Source organism: Pseudomonas sp. NPDC077408 (assembly GCF_050269105.1).
Taxonomy (GTDB): Bacteria; Pseudomonadota; Gammaproteobacteria; order Pseudomonadales; family Pseudomonadaceae; genus Stutzerimonas.
This window is the reverse complement of sequence record NZ_JBNNHS010000013.1, coordinates 32,613-51,323: the sequence shown is the minus strand read 5'-3', so window position 1 is coordinate 51,323 and position 18,711 is coordinate 32,613. Positions and strand designations below refer to the sequence as shown.

Sequence of the window (18,711 nt, the reverse complement as noted above, 5' to 3'; positions counted from 1 at the left end):
AAATCTGCCCGTTGGTGCGCCGGGGAACGTTTCGCTTCAGCCCACCATCGAGTCAGCCATTGTTGGCTGAATCCCACCCTACGTAGGGCCTGCGTCAGGCCGGTGTTGTTTCCGCGACCGCTGGTGTTGCGGCGGTCCGCTTCAACTTGCGCATCTGCTCCACACCCCACAGCACTCGCTCCGGTGTCGCTGGCGCGTCGATCTTCGGCTGAACCTGGTAATCCGCCAGGCTCGCCACAGCATCCTTGATCGCACACCAGACGGAGATCCCAAGCATGAACGGCGGCTCACCGACGGCCTTGGAATGGAACACCGTGTCCTCGGGGTTCTTGCGGTTCTCAACCAGCTTGACCCGCAGATCCAGCGGCATGTCAGCAACGGCCGGCACCTTGTAGCTCGCCGGGCCGCTGGTCATCAGCTTGCCCTTGTCGTTCCAGACCAATTCTTCCATGGTCAGCCAGCCCATGCCCTGGACGAAGCCGCCTTCCACCTGGCCGATGTCGATGGCCGGGTTCAGCGAGGCGCCAACGTCATGCAGGATGTCGCTGCGAAGCATCTTGTATTCGCCGGTCAGGGTGTCGACGATCACTTCCGAACAGGCCGCGCCATAGGCGAAGTAATAGAACGGCCGGCCGCGCGCGAGGCTGCGGTCGTAGTAGATCTTTGGTGTGCGGTAGAAACCGGTGGACGACAGCGACACCTGCCCGAAATAGGCCTGCTGGATCAGCTCGTCGAACGACAGGTACTCGTCGCGAATGCGCACTTGGCCGTTCTTGAACTCGACGTCCTCTTCGGTGACCTTGAAATGCCGCGCGGCAAACTCGATCAAGCGCTGCTTGATGGTCTGCGCCGCGTTCTGTGCCGCCTTGCCGTTGAGGTCGGTCCCGCTGGAGGCCGCGGTCGGTGAGGTGTTCGGAACCTTGTCGGTATTGGTGGCGGTGATCTGGATGCGGTCGATATCGACCTGGAACACCTCGGCCACCACCTGCGCGACCTTGGTGTTGAGGCCCTGACCCATCTCGGTGCCGCCATGGTTCAGATGGATGCTGCCGTCGGTGTAGACGTGCACCAGCGCGCCGCCCTGGTTGAGGAAGCTAGCCGTAAAGCTGATGCCGAATTTCACCGGGGTCAGTGCCAGGCCCTTCTTCAGGATCGGGCTCTTGTCATTGAATGCTCGGATCTCTTCCCGACGGCGGGCGTACTCGCTGCTGGCTTCAAGCTCGGCGGTCATCTCCTCGAGCATGTTGTGCTCGACGGTTTGGTAGTAGGGCGTGACGTTGCGCTCGGTCTTGCCGTAGTAGTTGCGCTTGCGCACATCCAGCGGGTCCTTGCCGAGCTGGCGTGCCACCGCATCCATGATCTCCTCGATGGCGACCATGCCTTGCGGGCCGCCAAAGCCACGGTAGGCGGTGTTCGAGGCCAGGTTGGTCTTGCAGCGATGGCCATTGATGGTCGCGTCGCCCAGGTAATAGGCGTTGTCGGAGTGGAACATGGCGCGGTCGACGATGGAGCCGGAAAGATCCGGCGAATAACCGCAGTTGCCGGCCAGGTCGATCTCGATACCGTGCAGCAGGCCATCGTCATCGAAGCCAACGTCGTACTCAACGTAGAACGGGTGGCGCTTGCCGGTCATGGTCATGTCTTCCATGCGCGGCAGGCGCATCTTGGTCGGGCGGCCGGTGAGGTGTGCGATCACCGCGCACATGCACGCCGGGCCGGCGGCCTGGGTTTCCTTGCCCCCAAAGCCGCCACCCATGCGGCGCATGTCGATGACGATCCTGTTCATCGAGACGCCAAGCACTTCAGCGACGAGCTTCTGCACTTCGGTGGGGTTTTGCGTCGAGGTGTAGACGATCATTCCGCCGTCCTCGGTAGGCATCACCGAAGACACCTGGGTTTCCAGATAGAAGTGTTCCTGGCCGCCGATGTGCAGGCTGCCTTGCAGGCGGCGCGGTGCGGTGGCCAGTGCCGCGCTGGAGTCGCCGCGCTTGTGGGTGTGGCTGTCGAGTACGAAGTGCTTCTTGCGCAGCGCATCCACTACGTCGATCACCGGTTCCAGGTCTTCGTATTCGATGATCGCGGCCATGGCCGCCTTGCGCGCGGTTTCCAGGCTGTCGGCGGCGACGGCGATGACCGGTTGGCCAACGTACTCGACCTTGTCGTCAGCGAGTAGCGGATCACCGGGCATGACGGCGCCGATGTCCAGCTGGCCAGGCACATCCTTGGCAGTGATGGCGATGGCGACACCGGGCAGGTCGTAGCACGGGCTGGTGTCGATACTGACGATACGGGCATGGGCGCGGTCGCTCATGCGGGCGTACACATGCAGCTGGTTAGGAAACTCCAGCCGGTCGTCGACATAGACGGCTTCGCCGGTGACGTGCTTTGGAGCGCTGTCATGCTTGACGCTGCGTCCCACGCCGGTGACTAGATCCTGCTTGAACAGGGCTGCGATTTCTTCCTGGGTTTTGGTTGGCTTATGCATAGGAAGTGACCCTCGTCTCGTACGCCGGCGCTTGTTGTTCGTGGAAGCATTTGCGCAGCAGATTCTGTGCGACCAGCAGGCGGTACTCGCGGCTGGCGCGGAAGTCGGTCAGCGGTGTGAAGTCCTGACTCAAGGCTTCGCAGGCCCGTTCGATGGTATCTGCATTGAACGGCGCGCCAATCAGGGCGCGTTCACAGGCAACTGCGCGCTTTGGAATGGCAGCCATGCCGCCGAACGCGATGCGGGCGTCATCGATGAGGCCGCCTTCGAGTTTCAGATCGAAGGCTGCGCAGACAGCGGAGATGTCATCGTCCAGGCGCTTGGAGACCTTATAGGCGCGGAACACCCGGTTCGGCTGGGCGCGCGGCACGATGATCTTCTCAATGAATTCGCCCTGCTCGCGGGCGGTGACCTTGTAGTCGATGAAGTAGTCCTGCAGCAGCAGGGTGCGGCTGTTGCTGCCTTTGCGCAGTACCACCTGCGCGCCCAGGGCAATCAGCAGCGGTGGCGAGTCGCCAATGGGCGAGGCGTTGCCGATGTTGCCACCCAGGGTGCCCTGGTTGCGGATCTGCAGGGAGGCGAAGCGATGCAGCAGCTCGCCGAAGTCCGGGTACTCCTGCGCAAGCACTTCGTAGCAATCGGTCAGGGAGGTGGCAGCGCCGATTTCGATCGTACTGTCAGTGACCTCGACCTTTTTCATCTCGGCGATATGCCCGACGTAGATCATCACCGGCAGTTCACGGTGAAACTGAGTGACTTCCAGCGCCAGGTCCGTGCCGCCTGCGAGCAGACGAGCCTCCGGATTGGCACCGTAGATTTCAGCGAGGTCGGCCACGGTCAGTGGTGACAGGCAACGCTTGTCGCCGCTGTTCAGCTCAGCGGTTTCATGAGGTTCGATGGCTTTGAGCTGGGCGATGGTCTCGGCTTCGCGCGCATCGAACTGGTCCGGCTGCTTGCCACAGCAGGCCTGCTCGGCGGCATCCAGGATCGGGCGGTAGCCGGTGCAGCGGCACAGGTTACCGGCCAGCGCTTCGTGGGTATCGGCCTTGTCATAACCGTCCGCAGACTTCTGCAGCGCGAACAAGCTCATGACAAAGCCCGGCGTGCAAAACCCGCACTGCGAGCCGTGGCAGTCGACCATGGCTTGCTGAACGCTGTGAAGCTGACCCTGATGTTTCAGGTCTTCAACCGTGATGAGCTGCTTGCCGTGCAAGGCAGAAACAAACGTCAGGCAGGAGTTGAGGGTGCGGTAGCGCAGACGGTCGCCGTCCAGTTCGCCGACTACGACGGTGCAGGCACCGCAATCGCCGGAAGCGCAGCCTTCTTTGGTACCGGGCTTGCCGCGGTGTTCGCGCAGGTAGTCCAGCACGGTGGTATTCGGATCGAGTGTCTGCTCACGGCGCAGTTCTCGATTGAGAAGAAACTGGATCAAGGCGGGCCTCCGGGGGAGTTTTTGTTCTGGGCTCTGGTGGTGGAAATTATCGTTATCTGACTTTTCGGTCAAGAAATTACTGACTCAAAAGTCAATGCGTCCGATGGGCAGACCTTGGATGACCACATTCAACGCCAAATGGCGGGTTTGAATATGTCTTGAGTGTGGCTCGGGCAGACAGGTCTTGCTGCCTGGGGCGACAGGCGTGGAGTCGGCGAAGCGAGGAATGGGTTTGTTGGGGGCGGGTTGGATGACTCCGCTCCTACGCTTATGCCGCTTAGTCTGTCGGTCTCAAGGATTACCGCATCAGATGCAAAAAGCTGACCAGCTGGACAGTTACGGAAGCTGTTCAGCGCCCTGGCCGCGTTCTAACCCTGCGCTTGGCACCGCCGATCCGGAACGGTGCATGCGAAGCGGCGTTTGCTACGGCTTAGTGCGTCGGACCATCAAGCCTCCAGGGAACTACGGTGAGCCCGGCCAAACCCGGAGCACCGTCATTCTGGCGTGTTGTTGGTAGTGCCATTGCGGCTGTACCGGAAGTTCTGACCACCTCGCGCGACGCCTGGCCAGCTGCAAGCAGTCAGCGGTTAAGGTTGCGCTTGATGCCTCGCTGTCTACGGTGATTCGGGCAGCCGATCATCGAGGCGTTGGCGCTGTTATAGTAGCCAGCCGTTTCAGACAGTGATGACGCTGGCGCAGCTAACCGTCGTTCTGATCACTATTACTGTTGCCGTTATCCATCTGAACGAAGGCGAAACTTACACAATTGAGGGATGACCCTCTTCGTGCTGTTCGCCTCCTTCATTGTGCTTGCGCTGATCGGGCTATGACCTGCTCAGTCGGACGGAACCTCGATGACGTTGCGTATTTACCTCGCCGGCCCCGGTGTGTTCCGGTCTGACGCGCTAGAGCATGGTGAGCGGCTCAAAGCGTTGTGTAGCGAGTTCGGCTTCATCGGTTTGTATCCGCTGGATAAACAGATACCGAACGGGATCGAGGCACCGCGTGAGCAGGCAGCCTGGATCTACCGGGCTAACCTAGACTTGCTCAATCAAGCCGATGCGGTGCTTGCCGATCTGAACTTCTTTCGAGGTGGTGAGCCGGACAGCGGCACCAGTTTCGAAGTCGGTTATGCCGCGGCACAGGGCAAGCCGATCTATGGCTATCTGGAGGGGGAGGGCAGTTATGCCGAACGCTTGCAACGTCAGCATCCGCAGCTCTGTGGCGTGCCTGGCCTAGACTGCGATGGGCTGCAACTGGAAGCGTTCGACCTGCCCCTGAATCTCATGCTGGCTGTGCCCGCTACGCTGATTTGCGGTGGGCCGCGTGAGGCCCTGCAGTGCATGGCCAAGGCGCTGCGCCCAACGCCGCATGCATAGACTCGCCTGAGCAAACTGGCCGTCCGACCTGGCCCGGCAGTTTGCTTTTGATCCGCGTGTTTCGCTCAAGATTGGCTTATCGAAGCACTGAGAAGCTGGCTGCTCAGTCCTGACGCCGGCGAGCGTCGTGGCTCGCCGGTCATACGACTCGCCAGCCCCTGAGCGAAACCGCTGCCTTGGGGCTAGCCCGCGATCAGTTCGCGTGCGGCCTGGCTGTGGTTGGCGATCAGTCCGGCCACGTCCAGACCGTCGATCTGGCCATCGATCACGCGCCACTTCCCGCCGACCATCACCCGATCCGCACGGTCGGCGCCGCATAGCAGCAGGGCCGAGATCGGGTCGTGGCTGCCGGAAAAACGCAGTTCGTCGAGTTTGAACAGGGCCAGATCGGCTTGCCTGCCGACCGCCAGCTCGCCCACATCGTCGCGCCCCAGTAGCCGTGCCGAGCCGCGTGTCGCCCAGCCCAGAGCCCGCTCAGGCGTGATCTCTTCCGCACCGTAGCGCAGCCGCTGGATGTATAGCGCCTGCCTGGCTTCGAGAATCATGTTCGAGGCATCGTTGGAGGCCGAACCGTCCACGCCAAGGCCGATAGGCGCGCCCGCCGCTTCAAGCGCCACGGTTGGGCAGATGCCTGAGGCCAGTCGCATGTTCGAGCACGGGCAATGGCAGATGCCGGTGCCGGCCGCGCCGAGGCGGGCAATTTCCTCCTCGTTGAAGTGAATGCCGTGCGCGAGCCAGGTGCGGTCCGATAACCAGCCGACGCTGTCCAGGTAGTCCACGGTGCGCAGGCCGAAGCGCTGCAGGCAGAACTCTTCTTCGTCCAGGGTTTCGGCCAGGTGCGTGTGCAGACGCACGTCGTGGTGTTCGGCCAGCGCGGCGCTGGCGCGCATGATTTCCGGAGTAACCGAAAATGGCGAGCAGGGTGCGAGGCCGATCTGTATCTGCGCGCCGGCGCCTCGTTCGTGATAGAGGCCGATCAGCCGCTCGCTGTCCTCAAGAATCGCTTCGGCTGTCTGTACGGTATGTTGCGGCGGCAGTCCGCCGTCGGCTTCGCCCAGGCTCATGGAACCCCGGGTGAGCATGGCGCGCATGCCCAGCTCGCGGACCACGTCGATCTGTATGTCGATAGCGTTTTCGAGGCCATCCGGAAACAGGTAGTGGTGATCCGCCGCGGTGGTGCAGCCGGACAGCAGCAGCTCGGCCAGAGCCACCTTACTGGCGAGCGCCAGGCGATCCGGTGTCAGGCGCGCCCAGACCGGATACAGGGTCTTCAGCCACGGAAACAGCGGCTGGTTGACCACGGGGCCCCAGGCGCGTGTGAGGGTTTGATAGAAGTGGTGGTGCGTGTTGATGAGCCCCGGCAGCACGACGTGCTCTCGGGCGTCGAAAGTGCTGTCGACGGCGAACGATGGCGATTGCCCGGCGGCGAGCATTTCGACAATGACGCCTTGGTCGATCACCAGCCCGCCTGGGGCTTTGTGATCGTTGGCGGTGTAGAGGGCGAGGGGGTTCTTGATCCAGATACGGCTGGCAGTCATGGCCGGCTTCTCCTGAGTTGAGTTCAGAATTGCCAGCTCAGTTATGCCCTGTCTGCTGATCCAGGGGCCTCGTCGGGACACCCTGGTGGGCGTCGGGAATGACGTGACGCGGAGCACGATAAAGGCTCCGTCCGCGCTTGTCATCCCTTGCGTGCGAACATGAAAAAGCCGGGCAAGTGCCCGGCTTTTTCCCCATCCCAGAATCAGCCGCCCAGGTAGGCGTCGCGGACCTTGGGGTTGACCAGCAGCTCTTCGCCACTGCCCTGCATGACGATATGACCGTTCTCCAGCACGTAGGCGCGGTCGGCCAGCTTGAGCGCCTGGTTGGCGTTCTGCTCGACCAGGAAGATGGTTACGCCGTCTTCACGCAGCTGCTCGATGATGTCGAAGATCTGCTGAATGATGATCGGCGCCAGCCCCAGCGACGGTTCGTCGAGCAGCAGCAGCTTGGGCTTGCTCATCAGCGCGCGAGCAATGGCGAGCATCTGCTGCTCACCGCCGGACATGGTGCCGCCACGCTGTTGGAAGCGCTCCTTCAGTCGTGGAAACAGCAACAACACCTTGTCCAGCTGCTCCTGGAAATCGGCCTTGTTGGTGAAGAAACCTCCCATGGCCAGATTTTCCTCGACCGTCAGGCGGGCAAAGATGCGCCGCCCTTCGGGCACCACGGCAATGTCTTTGCGCATGATGTCGCAGGTCTGCTTGCCGACCAGCTCCTCGCCCTCGAAGCGGATGCTGCCTTCGGACGCCATGGGGGTACCGCAGAGCGTCATCAGAAGGGTCGATTTACCGGCGCCGTTGGCACCGATCAGGGTGACGATCTCGCCCTTGCGGACTTCTACGTTGACGTTGTGCAGCGCCTGGATCTTGCCGTAAAAGGTCGAGACGTTTTCGAAATACAGCATGGTTACGCCTCTCCCAGATAGGCTTTGATCACGTCCGGATTGTCGCGGATCTGCTCCGGCGTGCCGTCAGCCAGCGGACAACCCTGATTGATCACGACGATGTGGTCGGAAATGCTCATGACCAGTTTCATGTCGTGCTCGATCAGCAGCACCGTGACGCCATGGGTGTCGCGCAGCATGCCGATCAGCGCCTTCAGGTCTTCGGTTTCCTTTGGGTTCAGCCCCGCAGCCGGCTCGTCGAGCATGAGGATGCGCGGGCGCGTCATCATGCAGCGGGCGATCTCCAGTCGGCGTTGCTGGCCATAGGCGAGGGTGCCGGCAGGGCGGTTGGCGATATCGGTCAGGTTGACCTGATCGAGCCAATGCGCGGCGAAATCCATCGCCTCGTGCTCGCTCTTGCGAAACGCCTTGGTTTTCAGCAGGCCGGACAGAAAGCCGGTGTTCAGGTGCCGGTGCTGAGCAACCAGCAGGTTCTCTACTGCGGTCATGTCCTTGAACAGGCGGACGTTCTGGAATGTCCGCACTACGCCTTTGCGTGCGATCTTGTGACCGGGCAGGCCCTGGATCGCTTCGCCGTCCAGCAGGATCTTGCCGTCGGTGGGCTGGTAAAAGCCGGTCAGGCAGTTGAACACCGTGGTCTTGCCGGCCCCGTTGGGGCCAATCATCGAAACCACTTGTTTGTCGTGTACGGTCAGGCCAACCCCGTTGACGGCCAAAAGGCCGCCGAAGCGCATGGTCAGGCCGCTTACTTCGAGAATCGGGCGGCTCATCGCTTCAGCTCCAGGTGGGGGCGTTGCATGGGCAGCAGGCCCTGCGGACGCCAGATCATCATCAGCACCATCAAGGCGCCGAACATCAGCATGCGGTACTCGCTGAACTCACGCATCAGTTCAGGCAGCAGGATCATCACGATGGCGGCGAGAATCACGCCCAACTGTGAGCCCATGCCGCCCAATACGACGATGGCGAGGATGATGGCCGATTCGATGAAAGTGAACGACTCCGGTGAGACCAGGCCCTGGCGCGCCGCGAAAAAGCTGCCGGCGAAACCGGCAAAGGTCGCACCCAAGGTGAAGGCCGAAAGCTTGATCACGGTGGGGTTCATGCCCAGCGCGCGGCAGGCGATCTCGTCTTCACGCAAGGCTTCCCAGGCGCGGCCGATGGGCATGCGCAGCAGGCGGTTGATCACGAACAGGGTCAGCAGCACCAGCAGCACGGCGATCAGGTAGAGGAAGATCACCTTGTTGATCGACTGGTATTCCAGCCCGAAGAACTCGTGGAAGGTCTGCATGCCTTCGGCGGCGCGGCGGTCGAACGAGAGGCCGAAGAGCGTCGGTTTCTCGATGCCGCTGATGCCATTGGGGCCGCCGGTGAGGTCGGTCATGTTACGCAGCAACAACCGGATGATTTCACCAAAGCCCAGGGTCACGATGGCCAGATAGTCACCACGCAGGCGCAGCACCGGGAAGCCCAGCAAAAAGCCGAACAGCGCAGCCATGGCTCCGGCAATCGGCAACGCCACCCAGAATCCGATCCCGTAGTAGTGCGAGAGCAGGGCATAGGTATAAGCGCCAACGGCATAGAAACCGACGTAACCGAGATCCAGCAAGCCTGCCAGGCCGACCACGATGTTCAGACCGAGGCCGAGCATCACGTAGATCAGAATCAGCGTGGCGATATCCACCGCGCCGCGTGAGCCGAAGAATGGCCACACCAGCGCCAGCAGAATCAGGCCGATGATGATGTAACGCTGGGTCGACGGCAGGGTCAGGAAGTTGCCCGCTCCGGCCGGTACCCTCGGCAGGTTGGGCGACGCCGCCCAGCCGGCCGCCGCGTGGTGACGGAACAGCTGCCAGAAGAACATGGCAACCGCACAGGCTGCGATGATCCAGAAGGTCTGAGCGTCGCTGCCATGAACTTCGAGTCGAATGCCGACGGTGGTGAGTTTCAGGCCGAAAACCGGTACCGCTACGGCAAATACCAGCAGTGCGCTGAAAAATGCGGTGCGCAGATTGCGAGTCATACCTTTTCAACCTCCGGACGGCCGAGAATGCCAGTCGGACGGAACAGCAACACCAGCACCAGCAGGCTGAACGCAACCACGTCCTTGTATTGGTCTCCGAAGATGTCAGCGCCGAAGGCTTCAGCTACACCCAGTACCAGACCGCCGAGCATGGCACCTGGAATGCTTCCGATACCGCCAAGTACCGCAGCGGTAAACGCCTTGATTCCGGCCAGGAAGCCGATGTGCGGGTTGATCACGCCATATTGCATGCTGATCAGAACGGCTGCGACGGCTGCCAGCGCAGCGCCGATGACGAAGGTCAGGGCGATGATGCTGTTGGTGTTGATGCCGAGCAGGTTGGCCATCTTCAGGTCTTCGGCGCAGGCGCGGCAGGCACGGCCCAGGCGCGAGCGGGAAATGAACAGGGTCAGGCCCATCATGGCGATGATGGTGACGACGAAGATCAGCACCTGCATGTAGGAAATCACCACCCCGTTCATGGCGCTTTCACCAAAGATGAAGTTGCCGGGCATCAGGTTGGGAATCGCCTTGTCTTTGGAGTCCTGGGCGAGCAGGACGACGTTCTGCAGAAAGATCGACATGCCGATCGCGGAGATCAGTGGGATCAGCCGGTTGCTTCCGCGTAGCGGTCGATAGGCGACCCGCTCGATGCTGTAGCCATAGGCGCTGGTGACGATCATGGCTGCTGCGAATGCGCCGATCATGAGGATGGGCAGCGAATCGAGCCCCATCATGGTCAGCCCGACGATGGCGATAAAGGTGACATACGAGCCGATCATGTACACCTCGCCGTGGGCGAAGTTGATCATGCCGATGATGCCGTAGACCATCGTGTAACCGATGGCTATCAAGGCATAAGTGCTGCCAACGGTCAGGCCGTTGATCAGCTGTTGGAAGTAGTGGTAAAGCTCAGGCATTACATTCTCCTGAACACCCAGCAGCCCGTGCTCGACCGCCAAGGCGGACCTGCTTCGAACACGCTGCACGGAGAATGCGGCGCCAAGGGCTATATGCGGATCACGCACGGGCCAGGTTCGAGGCGGGCCAGCTGTGCAGGCCACTCGCTTGGTTGAAGGTGTTGCTGGGGCGTCCCGTGCTTGTGGCCGGGTTGGCCCCGATCAGCTAAAACAAAGCCCACAGCGGATGCCGTGGGCTTCGGATCGGTTGTGGTTATAGGTTTACTTGGCTTCGGTCTTGGTGCCGTCCTGGTGCCATTCGTAAACCACGAAGTTGAAGTCTTTCAGGTCACCCTTCTCGTCGAACGAGAGGTTGCCGGTCGGGGTGTCGAAGGTGTTGCTACGCAGCGCTTCGGCCACCTTCGCGGTGTCGGTGCTGCCGGCTTTCTCGATACCCTCGGCAATCACCTGAACAGCCGCATAGGCTGGGAACACGAACGGGCCGCTCGGGTCCTGCTTCTTCGCCTTGAACGCGTCGACCAGCTTCTGGTTGCGCGGATCCTGGTCGAAAGATTGCGGGAGGGTGACCAGCAGGCCTTCGGAAGCCGGGCCGGCAATGGCGGAGATTTCCTTGTTGCCTACACCTTCTGGGCCCATGAAACGGACATTAAGGCCCTTCTCCTTGGCTTGACGCAGCAGCAGGCCCAGCTCTGGGTGATAGCCGCCGTAGTAGACGAAGTCGACATTCTCCTGCTTGAGCTTGGAAATCATCGAGGAGAAGTCCTTGTCGCCAGCGTTGATGCCCTCGAACAGGCCAACCTTGACGCCTTTCTTCTCCAGGGTTTCCTTGACCGCGGTCGCGATCCCTTCGCCGTACTGCTGCTTGTCGTGGATAACAGCTACATTCTTCGGCTTGACGGTGTCTGCGATGTAGTTACCGGCGGTCGGGCCCTGCAGGCTGTCCAGACCGATGGTACGGAAGATCAGCTCGTAGCCACGAGAGGTGATGTCCGGGCTGGTCGATGCTGCGGTAATCATCAGAATGCCTTCGTCTTCATAGATATCGGACGCAGGCTGGGTGGAGCTGGAGCAGAGGTGACCTACGACGAAGCTGACCTCGTCGTTAACGATTTTGTTGGCAACCGCCACGGCCTGCTTGGGGTCGCAGGCGTCGTCATAAACGATACCTTCAAGCTGCTGACCGTTGACGCCACCTTCCTTGTTGATTTGCTCGATGGCCATCTGGGCACCGATGAACTGCATGTCCCCGTACTGCGCGACAGCCCCGGTAACCGGACCGGCCAAGCCGATCTTGATGTTGTCGGCGGCCAGCGTGTAGCTCGCTGCACCCGTCAAAGCGATAGCCATGAATAGTTTCGAAAGACGCTGCTTGGTCTTCATATGCGCTCCACTTGCATCATTATTGTTTGGATCCTGCGGGCTGCAGTGTCGTTAAGGGCTCAACGTCCCCAAACGGTACGGCAACTGTACCGGCACAGTGTAGAAGCGTCAGCACCTGTTTGCACAGTCAGGAATTCCATCCGGTTGATGAGATTTACCCGAGCGCTATCATTGCGCCCTTTTCAGACCGGGTGAACCTCATGAGCGAAGAATCAAGCACTCTCTATGCCAAGCTGCTCGGCGAAACAGCCTCGATTACCTGGCAGGAGCTGCAACCGTTTTTTGCTCGTGGCGCGCTGCTACGGGTGGCCAGCGACTTTGATCTGATCGCGGCGGCACAGGCGGTCGCTGAGGATGATCGGGAAAAAGTGACCGCATGGCTAGCAGAAGGCCGTCTCGGCAAGCTTGAGGCAGAACAGGCCCAGGACTGGCTTGAACGCGATCCGTCACTCTGGGCAGTGGTCGTTGCGCCCTGGGTGCTGGTGCAGGAAAGGGCAGCCAAGCCCAGCCTGCACTGATTCAAGTCAGTCGCTAGCTGCGCACCCAGCGCTGGCGCGCCCAGCCACTCAACGCATCGACTGCCAGTACCATCAGCAGCATGGCCAGAATGACTGTCGAGGCCTGGGCCTCTTGGAACAGGCTGAGGCTCATGTAAAGCATCTGTCCGAGGCCGCCGGCGCCGACAAAGCCGAGCACGCTAGCCATGCGGATGTTGTTCTCCCAGCGGTACAGCGTATAAGCCATGATTTGCGGCCATAACGTCGGAAGGGTGCCGTAGCAGAACGCACCGATCCGCCCACTGCCGGCCAGCCGCAACGCCTCGCTTGGCGCGCTCGGTGTGTTTTCCAGCGCTTCGGCGAACAAGCGACCCAGCACACCGGCTGTGTGCAGCGCCAGGGCCAGGGTGCCAGCATTCGGTCCCAGGCCCGCCGCCAGCACCATCAGCGCCGCCCAGACGAGTTCGGGTATCGCACGAAGCGCATTGAGCAGCAGCCGTGAAGCACCCTGGGAGACCAATCCGAAGCGTCCGGAGGCTGGCAGCGCCAGTATCAAACCGAGCACGGCGGCGAGAAGCGTGCCGATGGCCGACATCGCCAGTGTTTCCAGGGCGCCGTGAGCGATTGCGCGTAGGTGCGGCGCTGACAGATCGGGGCTGAAGAAAGCAGCAGCGTATTCGCCCATTTGCACTGCGCCATCACGGCTCATCAGTGCGCTGGTGTCGAGCTGCAAGTAGGCGAACGAAGCGACCACCGCCATGATTAGCAATAGCGGTAGCGCATAGCGCGCAAGCGACTTCATACGAACCTCCTGCGCAGCAGCTGGCTGAACAGATCCGCTACCAGCACCAGCACGAGGAAGGTCAGCAACATGCTCGCCACTTCGCCGCCGGCGAACATGCGCATCGACAGATCCATCTGCTGACCCAAGCCGCCCGCACCGACAAAGCCCATGACGACCGACGCACGGATGGCGCACTCCCAGCGGTAGACGGTGTAGGACAGCATCTCGCCCGTTGCCTGTGGCAGCACGCCGTAGGCAAAGGCCTGCAGACGTGAACCGCCCGCGCCGATCAATGCGCGCGTCGGCAGCGGATCGACCGACTCGAAGATTTCTGCGTAGACCTTGCCGAGCATGCCGGCGTAGGTGATGGCGATGGCCAGTACGCCAGCGGTTGGGCCAAGGCCGACGGCCCGCACGAAGAGCAGCGCCCAGACGATTTCCGGCACGCTGCGTAGCAGGATCAGCAGCCCTCGAACGGGCCAGCGAACGGCCTGCGCCCACCAGTGCGGACGGCCGCCGCGACTCAGGGCTGAAATCGACAGCGCGCGTGTTGCCAGAAGCGCGCAGGGAATGGCTACAGCAAGCGCCAGCGCCATACCCGCCGTGGCGATGGCGAGCGTTTCCAGCGTTGCACGCCCCAGCAGAAGTAGAAATTCCCTGTCGTGTGCCGGAGGCCAGAAACCGGACAAAAAGGCGCCCATGGTGTCGGCGTTGCTGCCATCGACGAGCACGCTGAGATCCAGCTCGCTTAATGACAGTCCAGGCCAAAGCAGAGCCAGCGCTACCAGTGTCAGCAACAGGCGTGAGCGAGCGGCAGGGTCGCGCTGGGTGAGGGCGGGGTTCAGCATCGCGGAATATGCAGGCTCTGGCCCAGTGTCGGCTCAACGCGTGCGAAGCCTTCTAGCTGGTCGTTGGCATAGAGTGCATCGAGCTCGCCCGGCGTCACGGTGTTGGATGCTTTATCGAACAGGATTCGCCCGTCACGAACGGCAATCACCCGAGGGAAGTGCTCCAGCGCCAGCTCGACCGCGTGCAGGCTGGCTATGAGTGTGGCCTGGCAACGCGTCGCTTCGCGGTTTAGTACGTTCAACGAATAAGCCGCTAGCACCGGGTCCATCGCGGATACCGGCTCGTCTGCCAGCATGAGCGCCGGGCTCTGGTACAGCGCACGGGCGATGCCGACGCGCTGCAACTGACCACCGGACAACTGATCGCAGCGCTCATAGAGCTTGTCTGCCAGATCCAGCTTACCCAGTACTTCGGCTGCGCCGTTCTTGTCCAGCGGATAGATCAGACTGAGCAGACTGCGGCCGAGCGACCAGTGCCCCAGCCGCCCGGCCAGCACCGAGGTAATCACGCGTTGGCGGGGTGGCAGCGGTGGTGCCTGATGAATCAGACCGATGCGACCACGCAGTTTCTGCCGGGCACCGACTGATAACGTCCAGGGCTGGCAGCCGAGCAGTTCGAGCTCACCATTGCTCGGCTGCACGTGCGTGGCAAGCAAGCGCAACAAGGTGGTCTTGCCTGCGCCAGAGGGGCCGATAAGCGCAACGCGCTCGCCTTTCGCGATCTGCAGGTCAACGTCGCGCAGCGCGACGTGACCGTTGGCATGGCAATAGCTTACGCCGGACAGGCTCAGGGCCGGTTCGGTCTGGTTTGTTAGCGAAGTGCGCGGGCTCGAAGACAGCATCGACACGCTCATTCAAGCGTGCTCGCCTGGTACTGCCCGAGCGGTCCGCAGAGTTGCAGCGGACCGACTGGCAGAACTCACTTCAACAGGCCAGCGGCGCGCGCGGCTTCCTCGATGCCTTCGTAATTTTCCGGGCGCGTTTCGATGAAGCGCGTTGCGGCCTGAAGATCAAGGATCTTCCTGTGTTCCGGGTTCTTCGGGTCGAGTTTGAGAAACGCGTTTTTGATCTTCTCGGCCAACGCCGGCTCCAGATTGCCGCGTACGGTCCAGTTGTAGTCGTAATAGGGCGGCGTGGTTGAGATGACCCGCACCTTGTCAGTGTCGACCTTGCCAGCCGCGACCAGCTTGTCCCAAACCGAGGCATTGAGTACGCCACCGTCGGCCTTGCCAGCCTGAACCCAGGCGGCCGTGGCGTCGTGGGCGCCGGAATAGGCGATGCGCTTGAAGAACTGCTCGGGGTCGATGCCGTCCTTGATCATGAAGTAGCGCGGCATCAGGCTGCCGGAGGTCGAGGACACGGAGCCAAACGCAAAGGTCTTGCCCTTGAGGTCCTGCAGCGTTTTGACCTCGGGATCGGCAGTGATGAATTTGCTGGTGAATTTCTCGTCCTGCTCACGCTGTACGAGCGGGATCGCATCGCCCGTTTTCAGGCGAGTCTGGACGAAGGTGAAACCGCCGAGCCAGGCCAGGTCGAGGCGGTCGGAAGCAAGTGCTTCGACAACTGCCGCGTAGTCGGAAACCGGCGTGAATTTCACCGGCATGCCCAGTTCTTTTTCGAGGTACTGGCCCAGCGGTTCGAACTTGCGAATCAGCTCAGTCGGGGCTTCGTCGGGGATGGCCGATACGCGAAGGACGTCGGCGGCATGGGTGGTGACAATAGACAACGAGAGGGCAAGGCCGGTGACGGCTGCCAGGGTGCGCTTCAGCATTGTGGTTCTCCGGTTCAATAGCGGAAAAAGCGCGCGGATTATAGAGGTAGAAGGCTGCGCCAACGCAAGCGTCTGGCCGAGATGGCGCTGCCACTTGGCGAAACGGAGATAAACGCCGGGGTGTGGCAGTTTGGTGCGCGGTGTGTCCGGACGGGAACCCACACGTACTGCGATAAGCCCCCCGCGTGGGCACAGGCGATAATGACATGGATCAAATGCTGCTCAGCTTAGAGCAGCAAACGGTGGCTGTAGTGGCATTTAGATATTTAAGTGCCATCAAGGTTTGACTAGAATCCGGTGCCTTCAAGGACGAGGGTTGCGGCATGAGTGATTTCAGAGAAGAAAAGCGGAAGCTTCATGCGCTGCGAAAACACATCGATGCGCTCCTGGCGAGCGGGGCCGTTATCACCCAGCGGGATCCGTTAATCCTGCTCGATGGCAGTCAGGCCCTGCGGGTCGAGCACGGCATGCTCATCAGTTACTACAAATCGCTCGCGCTGATCGAGCCGACCACAGACGGCGAATGGCCGGAGTCATTGCGCGAGATGGCTGCTGATCTCTGCTGTCGTCAGCTCGACAATGCCATTGACACCGAGCTTGAAAATAATCCGGAGAAAGGCGCTTCGGTCAAGCAAGGCCAGGCGTGCTAATGCAGGACGATCAGCTAGCGGTGATGCGCCCCCGGACCGGCAGATGACCGCCATGCGCTCCGAACGTCGTGAAAACCATACATTGCGCCGGCATATCGATTGTCTGCTCAACGCCGGAGCAGGCCTGACCGGGCGCTGTCCGATCACCGTCGACTTTCACGATTGCACATTCACGGTGCGTAATGGGAGGCTCTTCAATGAGAGCGGCATTCGGAGCTTGGTTGCCGTCATCGCCAGGCACGTTTGGCCGTGCTCAGAATCACGGCACGTCGCTATCGAGATTTGTCTGGGTCAGCTTGTTGATACTCGTCAGGATGATTTCGGTATCTCTGGCGAACCGAAGAGAAGCCCCATGATGCAAAGCATTTCGAAGCGCTAACGCATGGCTCCGCACCCGCAGCTTGATCTGGGGCAAGTCGATAACGCGGGGTCGGTGCGGCAGATTTGAAATTGCATTTGTGATGTTTGTCACATTTAGTAGAATCCGCCGCCTTTATGGATGATGGCTTTTTGATATGGATTCGACCCAGGACAAGCGCGCACTCCATGCGCTGCGTAAACACATCGACGAACTGCTCGATGCGGGGGCGGTAATCACCTCGCGAAATCCGCTCACAGTCCTTTCAGCTGGCGAAACCCTAAAAGTGAAGCATGGGATGCTCGTCGGCTATTTCGATATCTTGGACATGACCGAACCGGTTACCGACCATGAGTGGCCAGAGTCTTTGCGTCAAATGGCTGTCGACCTTTGCATCAAGCAGCTCGATCAGGCCATCGAAGCGCTCAACCGCAGCAGCGTGATCGCTGAGGTGCATGTTGCCGCCAACGACAGCTCGATCACTGGCTGAATCTCCCGCTGCGCTCCCCAAAATCAAAGCGCCCCATTTGCGGCTTGCCGACTTGGGCTTTTGCTCTAGCCTGCTGAAAGCAGACATCGAAAACAGCCGGCACGACAACGCTGCGCCTTAATCGGATCAACGTGCGTGGATGCCTTGCAAGCGAGCTGGCTAAAGGGGAACCCATGCACAACTCAACCATGCGCCACGGCTTCATTCCGCCTTACGTACTCAGCCGGATCATTGAGCACGGCTCCGCCCCACAGCGCGAACGAGCGCTCGGCACCCTGTCCCATATTCATCATCTGCTGCCCAACCCCGGGCCACCCAACCGTCAGCCAATCGTCAGCGTGTTGCCTGAACGAGACCTGCCCGGCGAACCGCGACGCAGCATTCACGATGCAGGGCAGCAGATGTTGCTGCCTGGGATGCTGGCGAGAATCGAGGGACAGCCGCCGATTGGCGATGCGGCGGTCGACGAGGCCTACGATGCACTTGGCAAGGCTCACGAATGCTTCTGGCAGGTGTTCGGGCGCGACTCGATCGACAATCATGGTTTTCCACTGATCGGCACGGTGCACTACGGGGTTGGCTACGAGAATGCCTTTTGGAACGGCGCGCAGATGGTCTTCGGCGATGGTGACGGCGAGATCTTTAATCGCTTCACGCGATCTCTGGATGTCGTGGCGCACGAGCTGACCCATGGCGTCATCGAAAGCGAAGCCGGGCTGCTGTACTTCGATCAGTCCGGTGCCCTGAATGAATCGCTATCCGATGTGTTCGGTGTGTTGGTGAAACAATTCAGCCTCAAGCAGACAGCGGACCAGGCCGATTGGTTGATCGGCGCCGAGTTGCTGACCGACAAGGTCAGCGGCTCGGCACTGCGCTCAATGGCCAGCCCCGGCAGCGCCTATGACGATCCGCTGCTGGGCAAGGACCCGCAGCCGGCGCATATGCGCGACTTTATCGACACCCGTGACGATAATGGTGGTGTGCACCTGAACTCCGGCATTCCCAATCGCGCGTTCTATCTCGCCGCTCGGGCGCTCGGCGGTTACGCCTGGGAGAAGGCTGGGCGCATCTGGTATGACACCCTCTGTGATCAGCGTTTGGCCAAGGATGCGGATTTCGTCGCGTTCGCTGGTTTGACGCTCGATAACGCGGTGATCCGCTTCGGTGCCGGCAGTAGCGAGGCTCAGGCGGTAAGGCAGGCATGGACAGATGTCGGTGTCCTTGTGCTGTGAACAGGCCCCGACGAGGAGA

At 61.0% G+C, this 18,711-nt stretch carries 18 protein-coding genes; 6 read left to right on the top strand and 12 right to left on the bottom strand.

The window, feature by feature from the left end:
* Nucleotides 1–94: 94 nt before the first annotated feature.
* A complete protein-coding gene (gene xdhB, locus ACQKEK_RS21765; protein WP_499144297.1) occupies nt 95–2,485 on the bottom strand; it encodes a xanthine dehydrogenase molybdopterin binding subunit in 2,391 nt (796 codons plus the stop codon).
* A complete protein-coding gene (gene xdhA / locus ACQKEK_RS21760) occupies nt 2,478–3,917 on the bottom strand; it encodes a xanthine dehydrogenase small subunit (RefSeq protein ID WP_499144296.1) in 1,440 nt (479 codons plus the stop codon). Before xdhA ends, xdhB begins: the two co-directional genes overlap by 8 nt.
* An 854-nt stretch (nt 3,918–4,771) precedes the next feature.
* Between xdhA and ACQKEK_RS21755 the strand changes: the two genes are divergently transcribed.
* A complete protein-coding gene (locus tag ACQKEK_RS21755) occupies nt 4,772–5,296 on the top strand; it encodes a nucleoside 2-deoxyribosyltransferase (RefSeq protein ID WP_499144295.1) in 525 nt (174 codons plus the stop codon).
* Between the two features lie 182 nt (nt 5,297–5,478).
* On the opposite strand, the gene ACQKEK_RS21750 is transcribed toward ACQKEK_RS21755, so the two are convergent.
* The 6 genes from ACQKEK_RS21750 to ACQKEK_RS21725 all read right to left on the bottom strand — a co-directional run bounded on the left by ACQKEK_RS21750 (nt 5,479) and on the right by ACQKEK_RS21725 (nt 12,062).
* Complete coding sequence (locus ACQKEK_RS21750; RefSeq protein ID WP_499144294.1) at nt 5,479–6,834, bottom strand: 8-oxoguanine deaminase; 1,356 nt, start codon at nt 6,832–6,834, stop codon at nt 5,479–5,481.
* A gap of 203 nt (nt 6,835–7,037) precedes the next feature.
* The gene (locus ACQKEK_RS21745) at nt 7,038–7,739 is read right to left on the bottom strand and encodes an ABC transporter ATP-binding protein (RefSeq protein ID WP_046162544.1); all 702 of its coding nucleotides are present in this window, start codon (nt 7,737–7,739) and stop codon (nt 7,038–7,040) included.
* 2 nt (nt 7,740–7,741) lie between these two features.
* Nucleotides 7,742–8,509: a high-affinity branched-chain amino acid ABC transporter ATP-binding protein LivG gene (gene livG, locus ACQKEK_RS21740; protein ID WP_128118771.1), complete on the bottom strand. Its 768-nt coding sequence runs from the start codon at nt 8,507–8,509 to the stop codon at nt 7,742–7,744.
* Nucleotides 8,506–9,762 carry a high-affinity branched-chain amino acid ABC transporter permease LivM gene (locus ACQKEK_RS21735; RefSeq protein WP_499144293.1) on the bottom strand — a complete coding sequence of 419 codons (1,257 nt, stop codon included), beginning with the start codon at nt 9,760–9,762 and terminating at the stop codon, nt 8,506–8,508. The genes livG and ACQKEK_RS21735 overlap by 4 nt, the downstream gene beginning before the upstream one ends.
* Nucleotides 9,759–10,682, bottom strand: a complete 924-nt coding sequence (gene livH, locus ACQKEK_RS21730; protein WP_128118773.1) for a high-affinity branched-chain amino acid ABC transporter permease LivH — start codon at nt 10,680–10,682, stop codon at nt 9,759–9,761. Before livH ends, ACQKEK_RS21735 begins: the two co-directional genes overlap by 4 nt.
* A gap of 261 nt (nt 10,683–10,943) precedes the next feature.
* Nucleotides 10,944–12,062 (bottom strand): branched-chain amino acid ABC transporter substrate-binding protein, encoded by a 1,119-nt coding sequence (locus tag ACQKEK_RS21725; RefSeq protein WP_045425062.1) that lies wholly within the window; start codon nt 12,060–12,062, stop codon nt 10,944–10,946.
* A gap of 200 nt (nt 12,063–12,262) precedes the next feature.
* On the opposite strand from ACQKEK_RS21725, the gene ACQKEK_RS21720 reads away from it, so the two are divergent.
* Complete coding sequence (locus ACQKEK_RS21720; RefSeq protein ID WP_499144292.1) at nt 12,263–12,580, top strand: DUF2288 domain-containing protein; 318 nt, start codon at nt 12,263–12,265, stop codon at nt 12,578–12,580.
* A 13-nt stretch (nt 12,581–12,593) separates the two neighbouring features.
* On the opposite strand, the gene phnE is transcribed toward ACQKEK_RS21720, so the two are convergent.
* From phnE to ACQKEK_RS21700, 4 genes are all read right to left on the bottom strand, one after another.
* A complete protein-coding gene (gene phnE, locus ACQKEK_RS21715; RefSeq protein WP_499144291.1) occupies nt 12,594–13,361 on the bottom strand; it encodes a phosphonate ABC transporter, permease protein PhnE in 768 nt (255 codons plus the stop codon).
* Nucleotides 13,358–14,191, bottom strand: coding sequence for a PhnE/PtxC family ABC transporter permease (locus tag ACQKEK_RS21710; RefSeq protein WP_499144290.1), 834 nt, complete (start codon nt 14,189–14,191; stop codon nt 13,358–13,360). Before ACQKEK_RS21710 ends, phnE begins: the two co-directional genes overlap by 4 nt.
* On the bottom strand, nt 14,185–15,033 hold the full coding sequence (locus ACQKEK_RS21705) for a phosphonate ABC transporter ATP-binding protein (RefSeq protein ID WP_499144289.1): 849 nt from the start codon (nt 15,031–15,033) through the stop codon (nt 14,185–14,187). The genes ACQKEK_RS21710 and ACQKEK_RS21705 overlap by 7 nt, the downstream gene beginning before the upstream one ends.
* Nucleotides 15,034–15,110: 77 nt before the next feature.
* Nucleotides 15,111–15,962, bottom strand: coding sequence for a putative selenate ABC transporter substrate-binding protein (locus ACQKEK_RS21700; protein ID WP_128118777.1), 852 nt, complete (start codon nt 15,960–15,962; stop codon nt 15,111–15,113).
* 323 nt (nt 15,963–16,285) lie between these two features.
* Between ACQKEK_RS21700 and ACQKEK_RS21695 the strand changes: the two genes are divergently transcribed.
* The 4 genes from ACQKEK_RS21695 (at nt 16,286) to ACQKEK_RS21680 (ending at nt 18,692) form a co-directional block, all read left to right on the top strand.
* Nucleotides 16,286–16,612 carry a hypothetical protein gene (locus tag ACQKEK_RS21695; RefSeq protein WP_499144288.1) on the top strand — a complete coding sequence of 109 codons (327 nt, stop codon included), beginning with the start codon at nt 16,286–16,288 and terminating at the stop codon, nt 16,610–16,612.
* A gap of 43 nt (nt 16,613–16,655) precedes the next feature.
* The gene (locus tag ACQKEK_RS21690; RefSeq protein ID WP_499144287.1) at nt 16,656–16,991 is read left to right on the top strand and encodes a hypothetical protein; all 336 of its coding nucleotides are present in this window, start codon (nt 16,656–16,658) and stop codon (nt 16,989–16,991) included.
* 136 nt (nt 16,992–17,127) lie between these two features.
* Nucleotides 17,128–17,460 carry a hypothetical protein gene (locus ACQKEK_RS21685; protein ID WP_499144286.1) on the top strand — a complete coding sequence of 111 codons (333 nt, stop codon included), beginning with the start codon at nt 17,128–17,130 and terminating at the stop codon, nt 17,458–17,460.
* A 173-nt stretch (nt 17,461–17,633) separates the two neighbouring features.
* Nucleotides 17,634–18,692 carry a M4 family metallopeptidase gene (locus ACQKEK_RS21680; protein WP_499144285.1) on the top strand — a complete coding sequence of 353 codons (1,059 nt, stop codon included), beginning with the start codon at nt 17,634–17,636 and terminating at the stop codon, nt 18,690–18,692.
* Nucleotides 18,693–18,711: the final 19 nt, after the last annotated feature.

Coding starts and splice junctions, on each gene's coding strand:
- xdhB (WP_499144297.1), bottom strand. CDS start 2,485: ATGCATAAGCCAACCAAAACCCAGGAAGAAATCGCAGCCCTGTTCAAG.
- ACQKEK_RS21755 (WP_499144295.1), top strand. CDS start 4,772: ATGACGTTGCGTATTTACCTCGCCGGCCCCGGTGTGTTCCGGTCTGAC.
- ACQKEK_RS21750 (WP_499144294.1), bottom strand. CDS start 6,834: ATGACTGCCAGCCGTATCTGGATCAAGAACCCCCTCGCCCTCTACACC.
- ACQKEK_RS21745 (WP_046162544.1), bottom strand. CDS start 7,739: ATGCTGTATTTCGAAAACGTCTCGACCTTTTACGGCAAGATCCAGGCG.
- livG (WP_128118771.1), bottom strand. CDS start 8,509: ATGAGCCGCCCGATTCTCGAAGTAAGCGGCCTGACCATGCGCTTCGGC.
- ACQKEK_RS21735 (WP_499144293.1), bottom strand. CDS start 9,762: ATGACTCGCAATCTGCGCACCGCATTTTTCAGCGCACTGCTGGTATTT.
- livH (WP_128118773.1), bottom strand. CDS start 10,682: ATGCCTGAGCTTTACCACTACTTCCAACAGCTGATCAACGGCCTGACC.
- ACQKEK_RS21725 (WP_045425062.1), bottom strand. CDS start 12,062: ATGAAGACCAAGCAGCGTCTTTCGAAACTATTCATGGCTATCGCTTTG.
- ACQKEK_RS21720 (WP_499144292.1), top strand. CDS start 12,263: ATGAGCGAAGAATCAAGCACTCTCTATGCCAAGCTGCTCGGCGAAACA.
- phnE (WP_499144291.1), bottom strand. CDS start 13,361: ATGAAGTCGCTTGCGCGCTATGCGCTACCGCTATTGCTAATCATGGCG.
- ACQKEK_RS21710 (WP_499144290.1), bottom strand. CDS start 14,191: ATGCTGAACCCCGCCCTCACCCAGCGCGACCCTGCCGCTCGCTCACGC.
- ACQKEK_RS21705 (WP_499144289.1), bottom strand. CDS start 15,033: ATGCTGTCTTCGAGCCCGCGCACTTCGCTAACAAACCAGACCGAACCG.
- ACQKEK_RS21700 (WP_128118777.1), bottom strand. CDS start 15,962: ATGCTGAAGCGCACCCTGGCAGCCGTCACCGGCCTTGCCCTCTCGTTG.
- ACQKEK_RS21695 (WP_499144288.1), top strand. CDS start 16,286: ATGAGTGATTTCAGAGAAGAAAAGCGGAAGCTTCATGCGCTGCGAAAA.
- ACQKEK_RS21690 (WP_499144287.1), top strand. CDS start 16,656: ATGACCGCCATGCGCTCCGAACGTCGTGAAAACCATACATTGCGCCGG.
- ACQKEK_RS21685 (WP_499144286.1), top strand. CDS start 17,128: ATGGATTCGACCCAGGACAAGCGCGCACTCCATGCGCTGCGTAAACAC.
- ACQKEK_RS21680 (WP_499144285.1), top strand. CDS start 17,634: ATGCACAACTCAACCATGCGCCACGGCTTCATTCCGCCTTACGTACTC.